The sequence below is a fragment of the Malikia granosa genome (assembly GCF_002980595.1).
In the GTDB taxonomy this organism is placed as follows: domain Bacteria; phylum Pseudomonadota; class Gammaproteobacteria; order Burkholderiales; family Burkholderiaceae_C; genus Malikia; species Malikia granosa.
The window spans coordinates 70,976-87,477 of sequence record NZ_PVLQ01000007.1 but is presented as its reverse complement, the minus strand read 5'-3'; the positions used below and the strand labels follow the sequence as shown (position 1 = coordinate 87,477).

Below are 16,502 nucleotides of genomic sequence, written 5' to 3'. Positions count from 1 at the left end.
GACGATTTTCATTATCGACGTCTCCCGGCACACTTCATCCCGTCGCTGCCAGGCAGCCAATGAACACCGGAGATACTGCAATGATCGACTTCAACGCCCAGGCCCGCAACGTCAATCCGCTCTACCTGAGCGTGCCCGATGCCGCCCAGCTGATCCTGGCCAAGGGTCTCAAGAACTGCATCGCCGCCATCGCCGACAACCTGCGCGAGGACTTCATGCGCTGGGGCGACTTCGACAAGTCGGCCCGCGTCGCCAACCACAGCCGCGATGGCGTGATCGAGCTGATGCCGATCTCGGACGACAGTCTCTACAGCTTCAAGTACGTCAACGGCCACCCGAAGAACACCAGGCTCGGCCTGTCGACCGTGATGGCCTTCGGCGTGCTGTCCCATGTCGACACCGGCACCCCGCTGCTGCTGAGCGAGCTGACCCTGACCACCGCCATCCGCACCGCCGCGACCTCGGTCTTTGCCGCCAGGCTGCTGGCCCGTCCGGACAGCCGCGTGATGGCGCTGATCGGCAACGGTGCACAGAGCGAGTTCCAGGCGCTGGCCTTCCAGCACCTGATGGGCATCGAGGAAATGCGCCTGTTCGATGTCGATCCGGCCGCCACGGCCAAGCTGGCTGACAACCTGCAAGGTTCCGGCCTCGAGGTCGTCGTCTGCGCCAGCACTGCCGAAGCCGTCAAGGGCAGCGACATCGTCACCACCGTGACCGCCGACAAGAACTACGCCACCATCGTGACGCCCGAGATGGTCGAGCCCGGCATGCACATCAACGCCGTCGGCGGCGACTGCCCGGGCAAGACCGAATTGCACGCCGACATCCTGAACCAGGCCAGCGTGTTCGTCGAGTTCGCGCCGCAGTCGCGCATCGAGGGCGAGATCCAGCAGATGCCGGCCGACTTCGCCGTCACCGAGCTGTGGGAGGTGCTGCAGGGCCACCAGACTGGCCGCCGCGACGCGCAGGAGGTCACGGTGTTCGACTCGGTCGGCTTCGCGCTGGAGGACTACTCGGCGCTGCGCTTCATGTACCAGAGCGCGCTCGAGCTGGGCCTGGGCGAGCGCATCGCGCTGATCCCCGAGCTGGCCGATCCGAAGAACCTGTTTGGCGTGCTCCGATAATGCGTGCAGTCCAATTGAACTGATCAAAGAAGGAGTTCCCCATGGTTCAACGCTTCGATGTCGGCGCCCGTCTGTCCGAGATGGCGGTCCACAATGGCGTCGCCTATCTGGCCGGCCAGGTGCCGGAAGACGCCAGCCAGGACATCCAGGGCCAGACCGCCCAGGTGCTGGCGGCCATCGACGCGCTGCTCGCGCGTGCCGGCAGCGACAAGAGCCGCATCCTGATGGCGCAGATCTACCTGGCCGACCTGGCCGATTTCGCCGGCATGAACCAGGCCTGGGATGCCTGGGTGGCCGCCGGCAACGCGCCGCCGCGTGCCACCGTGCAGGCCGCGCTGGCCAATCCCGACTGGAAGATCGAGGTCGTCGTCACGGCTGCCTGCTGAGATGGCCGGTCGGTCCAGCCTGATGCAGGGGCTGCGAGGGTGGCAAAACGACAGTGCTGCTTGATCAGCCCAGGTTCAGCTGGGTCGAGTTCTTGACCTCCTCCATCACGGCGTAGGTGCGGGTCTCGCGCACGCCGGGCAGCTGCCACAGCACCGAGCCGGCGAAGCTGCGGTAGGCATTCATGTCGGCGCTGCGGGTCTTGAGCAGGTAGTCGAAGCCGCCCGCGACCATGTGGCATTCCATGATCTCGGGATGCACCTGCACCGCGGCCTTGAACTGCTCGAACACATTGGGCGTGGTGCGGTCGAGCAGCACCTCGACGAAGACCAGCATGCCGGCACCGAGCTTGAGCGGATTCAGCCTGGCCTCGTAGCCCAGGATATAGCCCTCGCGCGTCAGGCGCTGCACCCGGGCCAGCACCGCGGCCGGCGACAGCAGCACCTGCTCGGCCAGCTTGAGGTTGCTGATGCGGCCGTCCTGCTGCAGCACCTTCAGGATGCGCAGGTCGATGCGGTCGATTTCAGTGTGGGTATTGCTCATGGTCTGAATTTTATTTGGTGCAATCGGTGAAATACCGTGATTAATTTTTCGCCTGGCTCGGCATGATGGCGCCATTCACGCCTCTTCCAGACACCGACCATGAGCCCAGTCTTCCAACAGTTCGTCGATGGCCCCCTGCAGCGCGAGCCGCTGCGCGCCGCCATCACCGCCGCCTACCGCAGGCCCGAGCCCGAGGCCGTCGCCGACCTGCTGGTGCAAGCCCGCCTGTCCAGGACTCAGGCCGATGCCGCGCAGGCGCTGGCCCAGCGCATCGCGCGCCAGTTGCGCGAGCGCAAGAGCGACGGCGGTCGCGCCGGCATCGTCCAGGGGTTGCTGCAGGAATATGCGCTGTCCTCGCAGGAGGGCGTGGCGCTGATGTGCCTGGCCGAGGCGCTGCTGCGCATCCCTGACACCGCCACCCGCGACGCGCTGATCCGCGACAAGATCTCGCACGGCGACTGGTCGCCGCACCTGGGGCAGAGCCCCTCGCTGTTCGTCAACGCGGCCTCCTGGGGCCTGCTGCTGACCGGCAAGCTGGTCGCCACCCACAGCGAGCGCGGCCTGGGCAGTACCCTGGGCGGACTGATCCGCAAGGGCGGCGAGCCGCTGATCCGCAAGGGCGTCGACATGGCGATGCGCATGATGGGCCAGCAGTTCGTCACCGGCGAGACCATCGCGCTGGCGCTGGAGCATGCCCGTGGCCTGGAAGCCCAGGGCTTCCGCTATTCCTACGACATGCTCGGCGAGGCCGCGCTGACCACCGAGGACGCCGAGCGCTACCTGGCTTCCTACGAGGCAGCCATCCACGCCATCGGCAAGGCCGCCGCCGGCAAGGGCGTCTACGACGGCGCCGGCATCTCGATCAAGCTGTCGGCGCTGCACCCGCGCTACAGCCGCGCGCAGTACAGCCGCGTCATGGCCGAGCTCTACCCGGTGCTGCTCAAGCTGACGCAGTTGGCCAAGGCTTACGACATCGGCCTCAACATCGACGCCGAGGAGACCGACCGGCTCGAGCTCTCGCTCGACCTGCTGGAAAGGCTCTGCTTTGAGCCAGTGCTCCAGGGCTTCAAGGGCATAGGCTTCGTGATCCAGGCCTACCAGAAGCGCTGCCCCTTCGTGATCGATCACGTCATCGACCTGGCGCGGCGCAGCGGCCAGCGCCTGATGATCCGACTGGTCAAGGGCGCCTACTGGGACAGCGAGGTCAAGCGCGCCCAGCTCGACGGCCAGGCTGGCTATCCGGTCTACACCCGCAAGGCCTATACCGACGTCTCCTACCTGGCCTGCGCCAAGAAGCTGCTGGCGGCGCCCGACGCCGTCTATCCGCAGTTCGCGACCCACAACGCGCACAGCCTGGCCGCGATCTACCAGATGGCCGGCCCCGACAACTACCACCCGGCCCAGTACGAGTTCCAGTGCCTGCACGGCATGGGCGAGCCGCTGTACGAGCAGGTGGTCGGCCAGGCCAGCGAAGGCAAGCTGGGCCGCCCCTGCCGCATCTACGCGCCGGTCGGCACCCACGAGACGCTGCTGGCCTATTTGGTGCGCCGCCTGCTTGAGAACGGCGCCAACACCTCGTTCGTGAACCGCATCGCCGACCCGAGCATCGCGATCGAGACCCTGGTCGAGGACCCGGTCGCCACGGTCGAACGCTGGGCGGCCGACGAGGGCGAGCTCGGCCTGCCGCACCCGGCCATCCCGCTGCCGCAAGGCCTGTACGGCCATATCCGAGCCAACTCCGCTGGCCTGGACCTGTCGGACGAGACCACCCTGGCTAACCTGAGCGAGGCGGTGCGCAAGACTTGCCAGCAGTCCTGGGACGTGACGCCGCTGCTGGCCTTCGACGCCGCCGCGAGCGGGCCGGTCGAGCCGGTGCTCAATCCCGCCCAGCATTCCGACCAGGTCGGCAGCGTGCGTTCTGCTACGCCTGACGAGGTCGAGGCTGCCATTGCTCACGCCCAGGCGGGCTTCCCGGGTTGGGCCGCGACCGCGCCAGCCGACCGCGCCGCCTTGCTCGAGCGCGCCGCCGAGCTGATGCAGGCCGAGCTCCAGCCGCTGATCGGCCTGCTGATCCGCGAGGCCGGCAAGACGGCCGCCAACGCGATTGCCGAGGTGCGCGAGGCGATCGACTTCCTGCGCTACTACGCGGCCCAGGTGCGCGCCGACTTCAGCAACGACAGTCATGTTCCGCTGGGCCCGGTGGTCTGCATCAGCCCGTGGAACTTCCCGCTCGCCATCTTCACCGGCCAGGTCGCCGCCGCGCTGGCTGCCGGCAACACCGTGCTGGCCAAGCCGGCCGAGCAGACCCCGATCGTGGCCCATTTCGCCGTCCGGCTGCTGTGGCAGGCCGGCGTGCCGCGCGCCGCGGTCCAGCTCGTGCCGGGTGCCGGCGCGCGCGTCGGCGCCCAGCTGGTGGCAGACCCGCGCGTCCAGGGCGTGATGTTCACCGGCTCGACCGAGGTGGCCCGCCTGCTGCAGGCGACCCTGGCCCGCCGGCTGAGCCCGGCCGGCAAGCCGGTGCCGCTGATCGCCGAGACCGGCGGCCAGAACTGCATGATCGTCGACTCCTCGGCGCTGACCGAGCAGGTCGTCAACGACGTGGTGTCGTCGGCCTTCGACAGCGCCGGCCAGCGCTGCTCGGCGCTGCGCGTGCTTTGCCTGCAGGAGGAGATCGCCGACCGCGTGATCGAGATGCTCAAGGGCGCGATGGCCGAGCAGCGGCTCGGATCGCCCGACGCGCTCAATGTCGACATCGGCCCGGTGATCGACGCCGAGGCACGCGACGGCATCGCGCGCCACATCGACGCCATGCGTGCCAAGGGCCGCCCGGTGTTCCAGCAGGCGCGCCAGGCGGCTGGCGCGACCGCCCAGGGCAGCTTCATCGTGCCGACGCTGATCGAGCTCGAGCGCATCGGCGAGCTCCAGCGCGAGATCTTCGGCCCGGTGCTGCATGTGCTGCGCTATCGGCGCCGTGAGCTTGGCGCGCTGATCGAGCAGATCAACAGCACCGGCTACGGACTGACCTTCGGCATCCACACCCGCATCGACGAGACCATCGCGCGCGCTGTCGAATCAGTCCAGGCCGGCAACCTGTACGTCAACCGCAACATGGTCGGCGCCGTCGTCGGCGTCCAGCCCTTCGGCGGCGAAGGGCTGTCGGGCACCGGTCCCAAGGCGGGCGGCCCGCTCTACCTGTATCGCCTGCTGGCCCGGCAGCCGGCCGACGCGATGGCGCGCGGCTTGGCGTTCTCGGGTGGCGCCGAGCAGCCCGCCCCCAGACCGGCGCTGCAGGCGCTGCGCGACTGGGCGCAGGCCACTGGCAAGACCTGGCTGGCTGTTGCCTGCGAGCGCTTCGGCGCCCAGTCGTGCAGCGGAGCGACCGTGCTGCTGACCGGTCCGACCGGCGAGCGCAACAGCTATCAGATCCTGCCGCGCGAGGCGGTCCTGAGCCTGGCCGGGCAGGAATCCGATCGCCTGCTGCAGCTGGCCGCCATACTGGCGGTCGGCAGTCGGGCGGTCTGGCCGGCCGCGGCGGTCTCGCTGCGCGACAGCCTGCCGCCCGTCCTGCGCGAGCAGGTCGCATTGGCCGAGGACTGGCAGTCGCCCCTGGTGCATTTCGATGCCGTGCTGCACCATGGGCCAGCCGCCGAACTGCCAGATCTCTGCGCCTTCCTGGCCAAGCGCCCAGGGGCCATCGTCGGCGTGCAGAGCCTGGCCGATGGCGAGTCCGGGCTGCTGCTGGAGCGGCTGGTGATCGAGCGCTCGGTCAGTGTCAACACGGCAGCCGCTGGCGGCAACGCCAGCCTGATGACGCTGGCCTGAGTCTTGCCGGCCCTGGCCGTCCAAGCCGGCGCGGCCAGGGTGGTACAGTGCGTTCGACCGTACTGCACAGATCCATGAACCTCTACCTGCTGGCAGCCCTGGCCGCCTTTTTCCTCTTCCAGCTGCGCTCACGCGAGCAGCGCCAGCGCATCGCCCTGCTGGCCGAGCAGCTGCGCCGCTACCAGATCGAGCCCCTGATGGAGCGCCTGACCGAGGGCTACCAGCGCGCGCTGGCCGAGTCCGATCCCGAGCGTCGCCAGCTGCTCTGGCAGCAGCATGGTGCCAGCGAGCAGGCGCTGGCCGACCAGGTGGGTCGGCTGGCGAACGACTGTGCCCGCCTCGACGCCGAACAGACCCGCATCAGTCGCATCGTCCTGCCCTATGCCAGCCGTTGGTGGCCGCAGTCCAGCTTCGATTTCCGCCAGTTGCTGGCGCTGCATGCGCGCGGACTTGCCGAGGCCACGCGGCAGGACCTGCCGCGCTCGCCCCAGGACCGTGCCTACACCCTGCTGGCCGAGATGCTGCTGCTGCAGCACAGCTGCCACTGGTTCTGCCGCTCGCGCCCGGTCGCCAGCGCCAGGCTGCTGGCCCGGCACAAGACCCGCCACGACCAGGTCTTGCAGGCCGTCGGCGCCGCCACGCGCGAGGGCTACGATCAGATCGTCGGCGGCTGATCCGGCCTGGCCGACGTCCCTGGTCGCTTCCTGGCCGCTTGCCCCTCTGCGTTGGGCCGCCTACACTGGCCCTGCGGCATGCCCCCGGCTGGAGGGGCCGTCCATGACAAGAAGGGGAGCCGATGAGGGACTTTACACTACCCGGAGCGGGCCAGGCCAATGAAGCCGCCGCCCTGGCGCTGTATCGGGCGCGCTGCAGTTACTACGACTGGCAGCTCGCGCCCTACGAGGCGCTGCGCCGCGCGGCGGTCGAGCGCCTGGGCCTGCAGCCCGGGCAGGTCGTGCTCGACATCGGCTGCGGCTCCGGCATGAGCCTGGACCTGCTGCAGCAGGCGGTCGGACCCGAGGGCCGGGTGATCGCGATCGACCAGAGTCCCGAGATGCTCGCCCAGGCTCGCCAGCGCGTCGAGCAAGCGGGCTGGAAGCAGGTCGAGCTGGTCTGCAGCCCGGTCCAGCAGGCGAGCCTGCCCGCAGCGGCCGATGCGGCGCTGTTCCACTTCACCCACGACATCCTGCAGACGCCGGCGGCGCTCGACCATGTGCTGTCTCATCTGGCGCCCGGTGCCAGCCTGGCGGTCTGCGGGCTCAAGTGGGCGCCGCCACTGTACGGCATGCTCAATCCGCTGGTCTGGTGGAATGCCGTCCAGTCGGTCACGACCTTGGCCGGGCTCGACATGCCCTGGGCCGGCCTGGTGCTGCGTGGCGCCCGCCTGACCGTCGAACCCGTGTGCGGCGGCGCGCTCTACCTGGCCAGCGGTCGCATGCCCTAGACGGCCCTGGCCGTGCTTGGTCGACCTCAGCTCTGGTGCAGCAGCCGGACCAGGTCGACCACCGACCTGACTCCCATCTTGTCGAAGATCCGGGCGCGATGGACCTCGACCGTGCGCACGCTGATCCCGAGCTGGTCGGCCACCAGCTTGTTCGGCATGCCGGAGGCGATCCATTGCATCACGGCCTGCTCGCGCTCGGTCAGCCCGGCGATCTTCTGTTGCAGCTCTTGGCTGCGCTTGCGCTGGCTCAGCCGCTCGGCCGACAGTTCGAGCGCGGCCTCCACCCGCGCCACCAGCGCGTTGTCCGAAAAGGGTTTCTCGCAGAAATCGAAGGCGCCCCGCAGCACCGCGTCGACGGCCGTCGGTACATCGGCATGGCCGGACAGGAAGATTATCGGCATCTGGGCAAACCAGGCTTGCTCGCGCAGGCGTTCGAACAGCGCCAGCCCGTTCATGCCCGGCATGCGCAGGTCGAGCAGCGCGCAGCAGGGCGAGGCCGGGCCTTCGGTCCAGCCCTGGGCCTCGGCCCAGAAGGCATCCGCGCTGGCATAGGGCAGGCTCAGCAGGCGGCGCGTGCGCAGCAGCCAGCCCAGCGAGTCGCGCACCGCCTCGTCGTCGTCGATCAGGAATACCGTACCGTCTCTCGTCATGCCCCGCATCATAGGGCGGCTGGCAGAGTGAAGCTGAACCGGGTGCCGCGCGGCGGGTGGCTCGAGTGGTCCAGCGTGCCGCCGTGCTGCTCGACCACGGTGCGGCACAGGCTCAGCCCGAGGCCCATGCCCTCGCGCTTGGTCGTGAAGAAGGGGGTGAACAGGCGCTGCGCCACCTCGTCCGACAGGCCGCAGCCATGGTCGGTCACGCTGAACGAGACCCATTGGCGTCCGCTGCCCGGCTGCGCCAAGGCCGGCTCGGCCCGCAGCTGCAGGATGCGCAGGCCCGAGGCGGGCGTCGGGTCGCCGGCTGGCATGGCCTGCAGGCCGTTGCGCGCCAGGTTCAGCAGCACCTGCTCGACCATGGTCGAGTCGCACCAGACCGCCGGGCAGTCGGGGGCGATTTCCCATTGCACCTCGATGCCGACCTTGCGCGCCTGCAGCTGCACCAGCGGTGCGATGCCGTCGAACAGCTGTTGCGGTGGCACGGCGCTGCGCTCGCGTTCGCGCCGGCGTACCAGGTCGCTGACGCTCTTGATGACCTTGCCGGCGCGGCCGGCCTGGTTGGCGATGCGCCGCATGGCCTCCTCGAGGTCCGGGCGCAGGTCAGCGCAGTCCTGTTCCGGGTCCTGCAGCAGGTTGAGCGATCCGTTGGCATAGCTCGAGATCGCCGCCAGCGGCTGGTTGAGCTCGTGGCTGATCAGCGAGGCCATCTCGCCCGCCATCGCCAGCCGGGCGGTCGCGGCCAGGCGCTCCTGCGAGGCGCGCGACTGCTCCTCGATCTTGCGCTGCGCGCTCAGGTCCAGCACCGCGCTCATCCAGCCGGTCTGCTTGCCGATGCCGTTGATCAGCGGGGCCTCGACGATCAGCACCGGCAGCCGGGTGCCGTCGGAGCGCAGGTATTCCGACTCGAAGCCCTGGCGCAGCGGCTGCTGGCCGGCCTGCCGGCTGGTCTGGCGCTGCAGGTATTCGTCGACCCGGTCCGCTGGCCAGTAGGGAGCCGGGTTGCTGGTGCCGATCAGCGCCTCCGGCGGCAACCCGACCAGCTGGCAGAAGGCCGGGTTGACATAGGTGATGCGCCCCTTCATGTCGCGCGCGCGCAGTCCGGTCAGCAGCGAGTCCTCCATCGCCTTGCGGAAGGCCAGTGCCTCGCCCAGCCGGGCTTCGGTCTGCAGCCGCTTGCGCACGTCATAGCTCAGCAGCGCGAGCACCCCGACCAGCGCCACGGCCAGCAGGGTCAGCGTCGAGCTCAGCGCCTTGGGCCTGAGGCCCTTGAGCTCGCGCGCCTGATCGACCCGCAGGGTATAGGCGCTGCCCGGCAGCTCGAGCAGGTGCACCGCCGCCATCGTGGTGCGGTCGCGCGCCGAATGGCCGGCGATGGCCAGCCGGGTCCCATCGGATTCGGTCAGCGCCACGCTGAACGAGCGGTAGGCCTCGCGCTTGTGCAGCTCGCCCAGCAGATCGCTCAGGCCATAGGTCAGGACCAGGAAGCCGCCGTCCTCGGGCAAGGGCAGGCACATCTCGAGCAGTTCCTGGCCCCGGCCTTCCTGCAGCGGCATGAAGTAGCTGGTCGAGTAGGCCGCACCGGCGAAGCGCAGCGCGTTGGCGCAGGCCTGCTTGACATCGGGCTGGACCTGCGAGCGCGGCAGCTGGTCGAACAGGAAGGGCTGGAAGGGGCTGGCCTGGGCCAGCCGGATCTGCAGGTCGGTGCTGCGCCACTCGATGCGCAGGATCTCGCGGTTGCTCAGCAGCAACGCGGTGGCTCCGCGCTGCCAGGCCGTATCGTCCGGCCCTGGCGCCTGCAGTCGCTGCAGGGCCTGCACATTGCGGTCCAGGTCCGAGCGGATCTCGGTCACCATGTCGGTGGCGACCTGCTCGAGCTCGCGTGACAGCCGGCTTTCCTCGTAGGCCCGGGCCAGGAAGACCAGTGCGCCCAGCAGCAGCAGCAGCAGGACGCACAGGGCCGACCACAGCCACCAGCGGCCGGCCCCGAGCGACAGGTTCAATCAGTCCTCCACGAAGGCTTCTTCGCGCTTCTTCTTGACCGAAGGCGAGAGCACGATCAGCAGCAGCAGCGCGGCGACGGCCAGCAGCGAGGCCGACAGCGGACGCGTCACGAACACGCCCCAGTCGCCGCGCGACAGCAGCATGGCGCGGCGCAGGTTTTCCTCCATCATCGGGCCCAGGATCAGACCCAGCAGCAGCGGCGCGGGCTCGCAGCCGAACTTGACGAACAGGTAGCCCACCACGCCGAACATGCCGGTGGTCCAGATGTCGAAGGTGTTGTTGTTGGTCGAGTAGACGCCGACCGCGCAGAACAGCACGATGGCCGGGAACATCCAGCGGTAGGGCACCGACAGCAGCTTGATCCAGACGCCGACCAGCGGCAGGTTCAGGATCACCAGCATCAGGTTGCCGATCCACATCGAGGCGATCAGGCCCCAGAACAGCTCCGGGTTGCTGGTCATGACCTGCGGGCCCGGCTGGATGTTGTGGATGGTCATCGCGCCGACCATCAGCGCCATCACGGCGTTGGGCGGGATGCCCAGCGTCAGCAGCGGGATGAAGGAGGTCTGCGAGCCGGCGTTGTTGGCCGCTTCGGGGGAGGCGACGCCGCGGATGTTGCCCTGGCCGAACGGCACTTCGCCCGGACGCAGCTTGGTCTTCTTCTCGAGCGTGTAGGCCGCGAAGGACGACAGCAGGGCGCCGCCGCCAGGCAGGATGCCGAGCGCCGAGCCCAGCGCGGTACCGCGCAGGATGGCGGGCATCATGGCCTTGAAGTCGGCGGCCGTCGGCATCAGGCCGCTGACCTTCTTGGTGTTGAGCGCGCGCTCCTCCTCGGGCTGGGCCAGGTTCTGGATGATCTCGCCGTAGCCGAACACCCCCATCGCGATCACGATGAAGCCCAGGCCGTCGGTCAGCTCGGGGATGTCGAAGGAAAAGCGTGCCACGCCCGAGTTGACGTCGGTGCCGACCATGCCGAACAGCAGGCCGAGGATGATCATCGCGATCGCCTTGAGCAGCGAGCCCGAGGCCAGCACGACGGCGCCGATCAGGCCCAGCACCATCAGCGAGAAATACTCGGCCGGGCCGAACATGAAGGCAACCTCGGTCAGCGGCACCGCGAAGGCGGCCAGCACCAGGGTGCCGACCGAGCCGGCGAAGAAGCTGCCGATGCCGGCAGCGGCCAGCGCCGGTCCGGCGCGGCCCTTCTTGGCCATCGCATAGCCGTCGAGCGCGGTCACGACCGAGGATGCTTCACCTGGCAGGTTGACCAGGATCGCGGTGGTCGAGCCGCCGTACTGGGCGCCGTAGTAGATGCCGGCCAGCATGATCAGCGCGGCGATCGGCGGCAGCGCATAGGTCGCCGGCAGCAGCATCGCGATCGTGGTCACGGGACCGAGGCCGGGCAGCACGCCGATCAGGGTGCCGAGCAGGCAGCCGATCAGCGCGTAGAGCAGGTTCTGCATCGTGAAGGCGACGCTGAACCCGAGCGAGAGGTGATCAATCAGATCCGTCATGGTGTGCTTTCCTTTCAGGCGCCGACGAACCAGGGCCAGACCTGGAAGGTCAGTCCGAGCATCTTGACGAAGATGAAATAGCTGCCGACGGCCAGGATGGCCGACAGGATGGTGGCGCGCTTGACGCAGAAGTCAGCGCTGGCCAGCATGGACACGAAGGTCAGGCCGATGATCGCGACGATCAGGCCCATGGCCGGGATGCCGACGGAGGGCAGGCCACCGAGCAGCAGGCCGAAGATCAGGTTGGCGCCGATGATGAAGATCAGCGGGCGCCAGGCGAAATGCCCGATTTCTCCGTCCGGCTTCGGCTTGCCGCCGAAGGATTGCAGGGTGATCAGGATGCCGAGTCCTGCGAGGATGATGCCGAGCACGAGCGGGAAGTAGCCCGGTCCCATTCTGCCGGCAGTGCCCATGTCGTACTCGCGGGCGCCCAGCGTGAAGGCGGCACCCGTGAGCGTGAACATCAGTCCCGCCAGCAGATCTTTTTGGCTTTTTATCGCCATGTGTACTCCTGTCATGATTTTTATGGTGAACGCATTGTCCACCAGCCGCATGACAGGAGAATTGTGGAAGTTACTTAGGTCTTGCGGCTTCAGCCGCAGCTGCCCAGGTGGCCGCACTGGGTGCAGTACTCGCAGCCGTCCTTCTTGATCACGGCATGGGCGCCGCACTCGGGGCATTTCTTGCCTGCCATCACGGGGGGGGCCTCCGAAGCGGGCGAGCTGTCCTGCTCGGCCAGCGGCAGGCTGAGCTGTTCCGACTGCTCGTTCTGCTTCGCGCGCAGCGCCAGGATGTTCTGGATCGCGAACGCGATCGCCGCCACTTCCGAGTCGTGCCACATCGGGATGCGGACCCCGTCCTCGCGCTCGTGCGTGCCCAGGCGCACCGGACCGCGGTCCCAGGCCACCTTGCGCATGTCGCTGAGTGCGCGCTCGAGGAAGCCGCCGCGCGCGGCCAGCGACAGCAGGCGCATGCTCGAGGTGATCCACTGCTGCGACTCGTTGCTCTGGCCGACAGGCATGAAGAACTCGACCGCGCGGTCCACCGTCTTGCCGTTGCCGTCGGCCACCGGCAGGAAGGACACGATCAGGTACAGCGTCTGCTGGCCTTCCTGGGTCCAGTACTCGAGCTTCTCTGCCACGGCCGACAGCGCGCCCTTGGGACGGCTCTCGATCACGGTGCGCATCGGATCGATCGGGGCGGCCGGCGCGGCTGCGACCGGAGCCGGGGCGGCGGCGGGCGCCGGGGCTGCTGCCGGTGCCGGGGTGACCTCGAGCACCGAGCCCAGGATGCTGTTCGGGCGGTAGGTCGCCAGGCCCTTGAGGCGTGCGTTCCAGGCCTGCAGGTACAGGTCCTTGAAGTCCTCGTAGGGGTAGTCGGCCGGCACGTTGACGGTCTTGGAGATCGCGGTGTCGACGAAGGGCTGGACCGCCTGCATCATGCCGATGTGGTCGGCCGCCTTCATCTCGAGCGCGTTGACGAAGCTGTCCGGCAGCTGGTTCGGGTCACCGCCGAGCTCCTGCCAGACGCGCCAGGCATGGTCCTGCACCTGGTATTCGCTGCGGCTGCCATCGGCCTCGCGCTTCTTGCGCGTGTAGGTCCAGGAGAAGGCCGGCTCGATGCCGTTGGAGGCGTTGTCGGCGAAGGCCAGGCTCACGGTGCCGGTCGGCGCGATCGACAGCAGGTGGCTGTTGCGGATGCCATGCTGGCGGATCGCCTGCTGCAGGTCGGCCGGCAGGCGGCTCGCGAAGGTGCCCGGCTTGAGGTAGCCGTCGGCATCGAACAGCGGGAAGGCACCTTTCTCCTGCGCCAGCTCGACCGAAGCGCGGTAGGCGGCGTCACGCATCGCTTCGGCGATGCGGGCGGCCATCTGACGGCCGGCCTCGCTGTCGTAGCGCAGGTTCAGCAGCGTCAGCGTGTTGCCCATGCCGGTGAAGCCGACGCCGATGCGGCGCTTGGACTTGGATTCCTCGTTCTGCTGCGGCAGCGGCCACCAGGTCAGGTCGAGCACGTTGTCGAGCGCGCGCACCTGCAGTGCGACCACCTGCTCGAAGGCGGCGAAGTCGAAGCTGGCCTCGCCGTCGCGGCCGAAGGCGTTGCGCACGAAGCGCGGCAGGATGATCGGGCCCAGGTCGCAGCAGCCATAGGAAGGCAGCGGTTGCTCGCCACAGGGGTTGGTCGCCGCGATGGTCTCGCAGTAGCTCAGGTTGTTGTCGGTGTTGATGTTGTCCAGGAACAGGATGCCCGGCTCGGCGAAGTCGTAGGCCGACTTCATCACCGTGTCCCAGAGCTCGCGCGCCGGCAGGGTCTGGTAGACCCAGAGGCCGTCGGCGCGCTGGCGAGCGCCGGCAGCCAGCAGGGTCTCGCCCGGCATGGCGCGGTGCACCAGCTCCCACTGGGCGTCATTGACAACCGCCTGCATGAAGGCGTCCGACACGCCGACCGAGACGTTGAAGTTGTTCCAGCGGCCCGGGGTGCGCTTGGCGGTGATGAACTCGCGCACGTCCGGATGGTCGATGCGCAGCACGCCCATCTGGGCGCCGCGACGCGCGCCGGCGCTCTCGACGGTCGAGCAGGACTGGTCGAACACGTTGATGTAGCTGCAGGGGCCCGACGCCATCGAGGCCGTGCCCTTGACGCGCGCGCCCTTGGGGCGGATGCGCGAGAAGTCGTAGCCGACGCCACCGCCGCGGCGCATCGTCTCGGCGGCCTCGCGCAGCGCTTCGTAGATGCCGGGGAAGCCCTCGTCGTCGACGCCCTGGATGCAGTCGCCGACCGGCTGCACGAAGCAGTTGATCAGCGTGGCCTGGATGTCGGTGCCGGCGGCGCTCATGATGCGGCCGGCGCCGATCGCGCCGGCATGCAGGTTCTGCAGGAAGCGCGCCTCGTATTCTTCGCGCAGTTCGGGCTGCTCGACCGAGGCCAGCGCGCGCGCGACGCGGGCGTACAGGTCCTCGATGCTGGACTCGTCGCCCTTGAGGTATTTCTCGCGCAGCACGTCCAGGCTGATCGGTTGCGGGGCCATTGCTTGGGCCGACAGATGCAGGTCGTCGAGTTTCATCTTGATCCTTGGGTCTGGTGGGGGCAGCCGGGTGGACCGGTGCCGCAGGGCGGGGCAGTGGGGGCGCCGGCATGGGCGCCGCTCGGGCTGCCCGAGCCCGGAAAAACTTGCAGCCCGGTGATCCGGGCAGCGGTCGAATTCTAGCGGCGAACCTCAATCGGCACTAGATCTAGTGGCATAAATTATTCTTGCCACTAGATCTAGTGTTTGTGGTAGGGGTGCCGCGCGGCTTTTGTCCCGCTGGCCGGCGGTTTCAGATCACTGGCCAGGGCTCGCAGGGCATGTCCGCCGGTCCGCCTTGCCGCCGCAGCGCCGCCAGCGCTTCGGCATCGGTCCGGTGCAGCCCCAGGTGGGGCGAGTCCTGCAGGCAGCCGGCGCGCCGCAGCACCCGCTCGACCGGCAGCTTGATGCCGCTGATGTGCAGCATGATCTGGCGCGCCTGCAGCTGGCGCACCAGCTTGGCGAACAGGTCGACCCCGGTGGCATCGATGCGGTTGATCGGTTGGGCGAACAGGCAGACCTGCTCGGTCTCCGGGTGCCGGGCCAGGTGTTCGACGATGGCGCGCTCGAAGTCGGCGGCGGACGCGAAGTCGAGCGCTGCGTCCATGCGCAGCGCATAGGTATTGGCGGCCAGTGGCGGCAGCTTCCACAGGTGGCGGTCGCGCAGGCTGCCGTCCTGATGCAGGCCGATCTCGATGATGCGCGGGTGCAGGCGCTGGAACACGAAGCGGCTCAAGGCCATCAGCACGCCGGCCAGCACCCCCCAGTACAGTTGCGGCGCTGCCAGCAGGGTGATCGCGAAAGTCACGCCCGCGATGCCCGCCTCGACCCGCGAGATCTGCCACAGGCGCGTGAACTCGCGCGGCTTGACCAGTCCCAGCACGGCGACCAGCACGATGGCTGCCAGCACCGCCTGCGGCACATGGCGCAGCACCGGCGTGAAGACCAGCAGCGCGCCGAACACGACCACGACCGAGAACACCGTCGCCCAGCCGGTGCGCGCGCCGGCATACAGGTTGAGCGCCGAGCGCGAGAAGGAGGAACTGGTCGGGAAGGCACCGCTGAGTCCCGCAGCCAGCTTGCCCAGCCCCTGGCCGATCAGGTCCTGGTTCTGGTTCCAGCGCTTGCCCTGGCGCTCGTTGTCGACCTTGGCGCTCGAGGCGGTCTCGAGAAAGCTCACCAGCGTGATGATCAGCGTCGGCAGCAGCAGCTGGTTCAGGGTCGACAGCTCGGGCAGCGCCGGCAGGTAGAGTGCCGGCAGGCCCTGGGGCAGCGCGCCCACCACCCGGCCGCCGCCCGCCTCGAAGTCCAGCGCCCAGGACAGGGCGGCGCTGGCCAGCACGATCAGCAGCACCGAGGGCACGGCCGGCTTCCAGCGCCTGGACAGCTGCAGCAGCGCCAGGCTGACCAGGCCGAAGGCCAGCGAGGGCCAGTGCACGGCGGGCGCCTGCAGCCAGGCGCTCCAGCCCTGGCTGATGCCGAGCAGGTCGGGCAGCTGCGAGCCGATGATCAGCAGCGCCGCCGCCTGCGTGAAGGCCATCAGCACCGGGGCATTGACCAGATTGAGCAGCCAGCCAAAGCGCATGAAGCCGAGCGCGACCTGCAGCAGCCCCGTCAGGATGGCCAGCCAGACCGCCAGCTCGACCCAGCGCGCGCTGCCGGGCTCGGCCAGGCCGCTGAGCGAGGCGCTGACCAGCAGGCAGCTCAACGCGGTGGGACCGACCGACAGCCGCACCGAACTGCTGAACAGCACCGCGAGCAGCGCCGGCAGCATCGAGGCATAGATGCCGGTGACCAGAGGCATGCCGGCCAGCGCCGCATAGGCCACGCCCTGCGGAATCACCATCAGCCCGACGGCCAGCCCCGCCATGGCCTCGCCACGCAGCAAGGCCGCATCGGGCCTGGGCCAGGACAGGAAGGGAAACAGGCGGTGCAGTCGAGTCATGGATGCCG

Annotated in this window: 12 protein-coding genes; 5 read left to right on the top strand and 7 right to left on the bottom strand. The window is 68.8% G+C overall.

What is annotated here, in order from left to right:
• Positions 1 to 80 precede the first annotated feature (80 nt).
• Together C6P64_RS01085 and C6P64_RS01080 are read left to right on the top strand one after the other, a co-directional pair.
• Positions 81 to 1,124, top strand: a complete 1,044-nt coding sequence (locus C6P64_RS01085) for an ornithine cyclodeaminase (RefSeq protein WP_105746745.1) — start codon at positions 81 to 83, stop codon at positions 1,122 to 1,124.
• Positions 1,125 to 1,165: 41 nt separating this feature from the next.
• On the top strand, positions 1,166 to 1,510 hold the full coding sequence (locus C6P64_RS01080) for a RidA family protein (RefSeq protein WP_105746744.1): 345 nt from the start codon (positions 1,166 to 1,168) through the stop codon (positions 1,508 to 1,510).
• 64 nt (positions 1,511 to 1,574) lie between these two features.
• On the opposite strand, the gene C6P64_RS01075 is transcribed toward C6P64_RS01080, so the two are convergent.
• Positions 1,575 to 2,051 carry an Lrp/AsnC ligand binding domain-containing protein gene (locus tag C6P64_RS01075; RefSeq protein WP_105746743.1) on the bottom strand — a complete coding sequence of 159 codons (477 nt, stop codon included), beginning with the start codon at positions 2,049 to 2,051 and terminating at the stop codon, positions 1,575 to 1,577.
• 99 nt (positions 2,052 to 2,150) lie between these two features.
• Between C6P64_RS01075 and putA the strand changes: the two genes are divergently transcribed.
• From putA to C6P64_RS01060, 3 genes are all read left to right on the top strand, one after another.
• A complete protein-coding gene (gene putA / locus C6P64_RS01070) occupies positions 2,151 to 5,873 on the top strand; it encodes a trifunctional transcriptional regulator/proline dehydrogenase/L-glutamate gamma-semialdehyde dehydrogenase (RefSeq protein ID WP_105746742.1) in 3,723 nt (1,240 codons plus the stop codon).
• 74 nt (positions 5,874 to 5,947) lie between these two features.
• A complete protein-coding gene (locus tag C6P64_RS01065) occupies positions 5,948 to 6,547 on the top strand; it encodes a hypothetical protein (RefSeq protein WP_105746741.1) in 600 nt (199 codons plus the stop codon).
• A 122-nt stretch (positions 6,548 to 6,669) separates the two neighbouring features.
• Positions 6,670 to 7,317: a class I SAM-dependent methyltransferase gene (locus C6P64_RS01060; protein WP_105746740.1), complete on the top strand. Its 648-nt coding sequence runs from the start codon at positions 6,670 to 6,672 to the stop codon at positions 7,315 to 7,317.
• A gap of 26 nt (positions 7,318 to 7,343) precedes the next feature.
• Here the strand turns inward: C6P64_RS01060 and C6P64_RS01055 are convergent, their stop codons facing one another.
• From C6P64_RS01055 to C6P64_RS01030, 6 genes are all read right to left on the bottom strand, one after another.
• Positions 7,344 to 7,967: a response regulator transcription factor gene (locus C6P64_RS01055; RefSeq protein WP_425436662.1), complete on the bottom strand. Its 624-nt coding sequence runs from the start codon at positions 7,965 to 7,967 to the stop codon at positions 7,344 to 7,346.
• Positions 7,968 to 7,975: 8 nt separating this feature from the next.
• Positions 7,976 to 9,973, bottom strand: a complete 1,998-nt coding sequence (locus tag C6P64_RS01050; protein WP_105746739.1) for an ATP-binding protein — start codon at positions 9,971 to 9,973, stop codon at positions 7,976 to 7,978.
• Positions 9,974 to 11,488, bottom strand: coding sequence for a tripartite tricarboxylate transporter permease (locus C6P64_RS01045; RefSeq protein WP_105746738.1), 1,515 nt, complete (start codon positions 11,486 to 11,488; stop codon positions 9,974 to 9,976).
• A gap of 14 nt (positions 11,489 to 11,502) precedes the next feature.
• Positions 11,503 to 11,991, bottom strand: coding sequence for a tripartite tricarboxylate transporter TctB family protein (locus C6P64_RS01040; RefSeq protein WP_105746737.1), 489 nt, complete (start codon positions 11,989 to 11,991; stop codon positions 11,503 to 11,505).
• 89 nt (positions 11,992 to 12,080) lie between these two features.
• Positions 12,081 to 14,549, bottom strand: a complete 2,469-nt coding sequence (locus tag C6P64_RS01035) for an adenosylcobalamin-dependent ribonucleoside-diphosphate reductase (RefSeq protein WP_105746736.1) — start codon at positions 14,547 to 14,549, stop codon at positions 12,081 to 12,083.
• Between the two features lie 253 nt (positions 14,550 to 14,802).
• Positions 14,803 to 16,494, bottom strand: coding sequence for a SulP family inorganic anion transporter (locus tag C6P64_RS01030; RefSeq protein ID WP_105746735.1), 1,692 nt, complete (start codon positions 16,492 to 16,494; stop codon positions 14,803 to 14,805).
• Between the last annotated feature and the right edge of the window lie 8 nt (positions 16,495 to 16,502).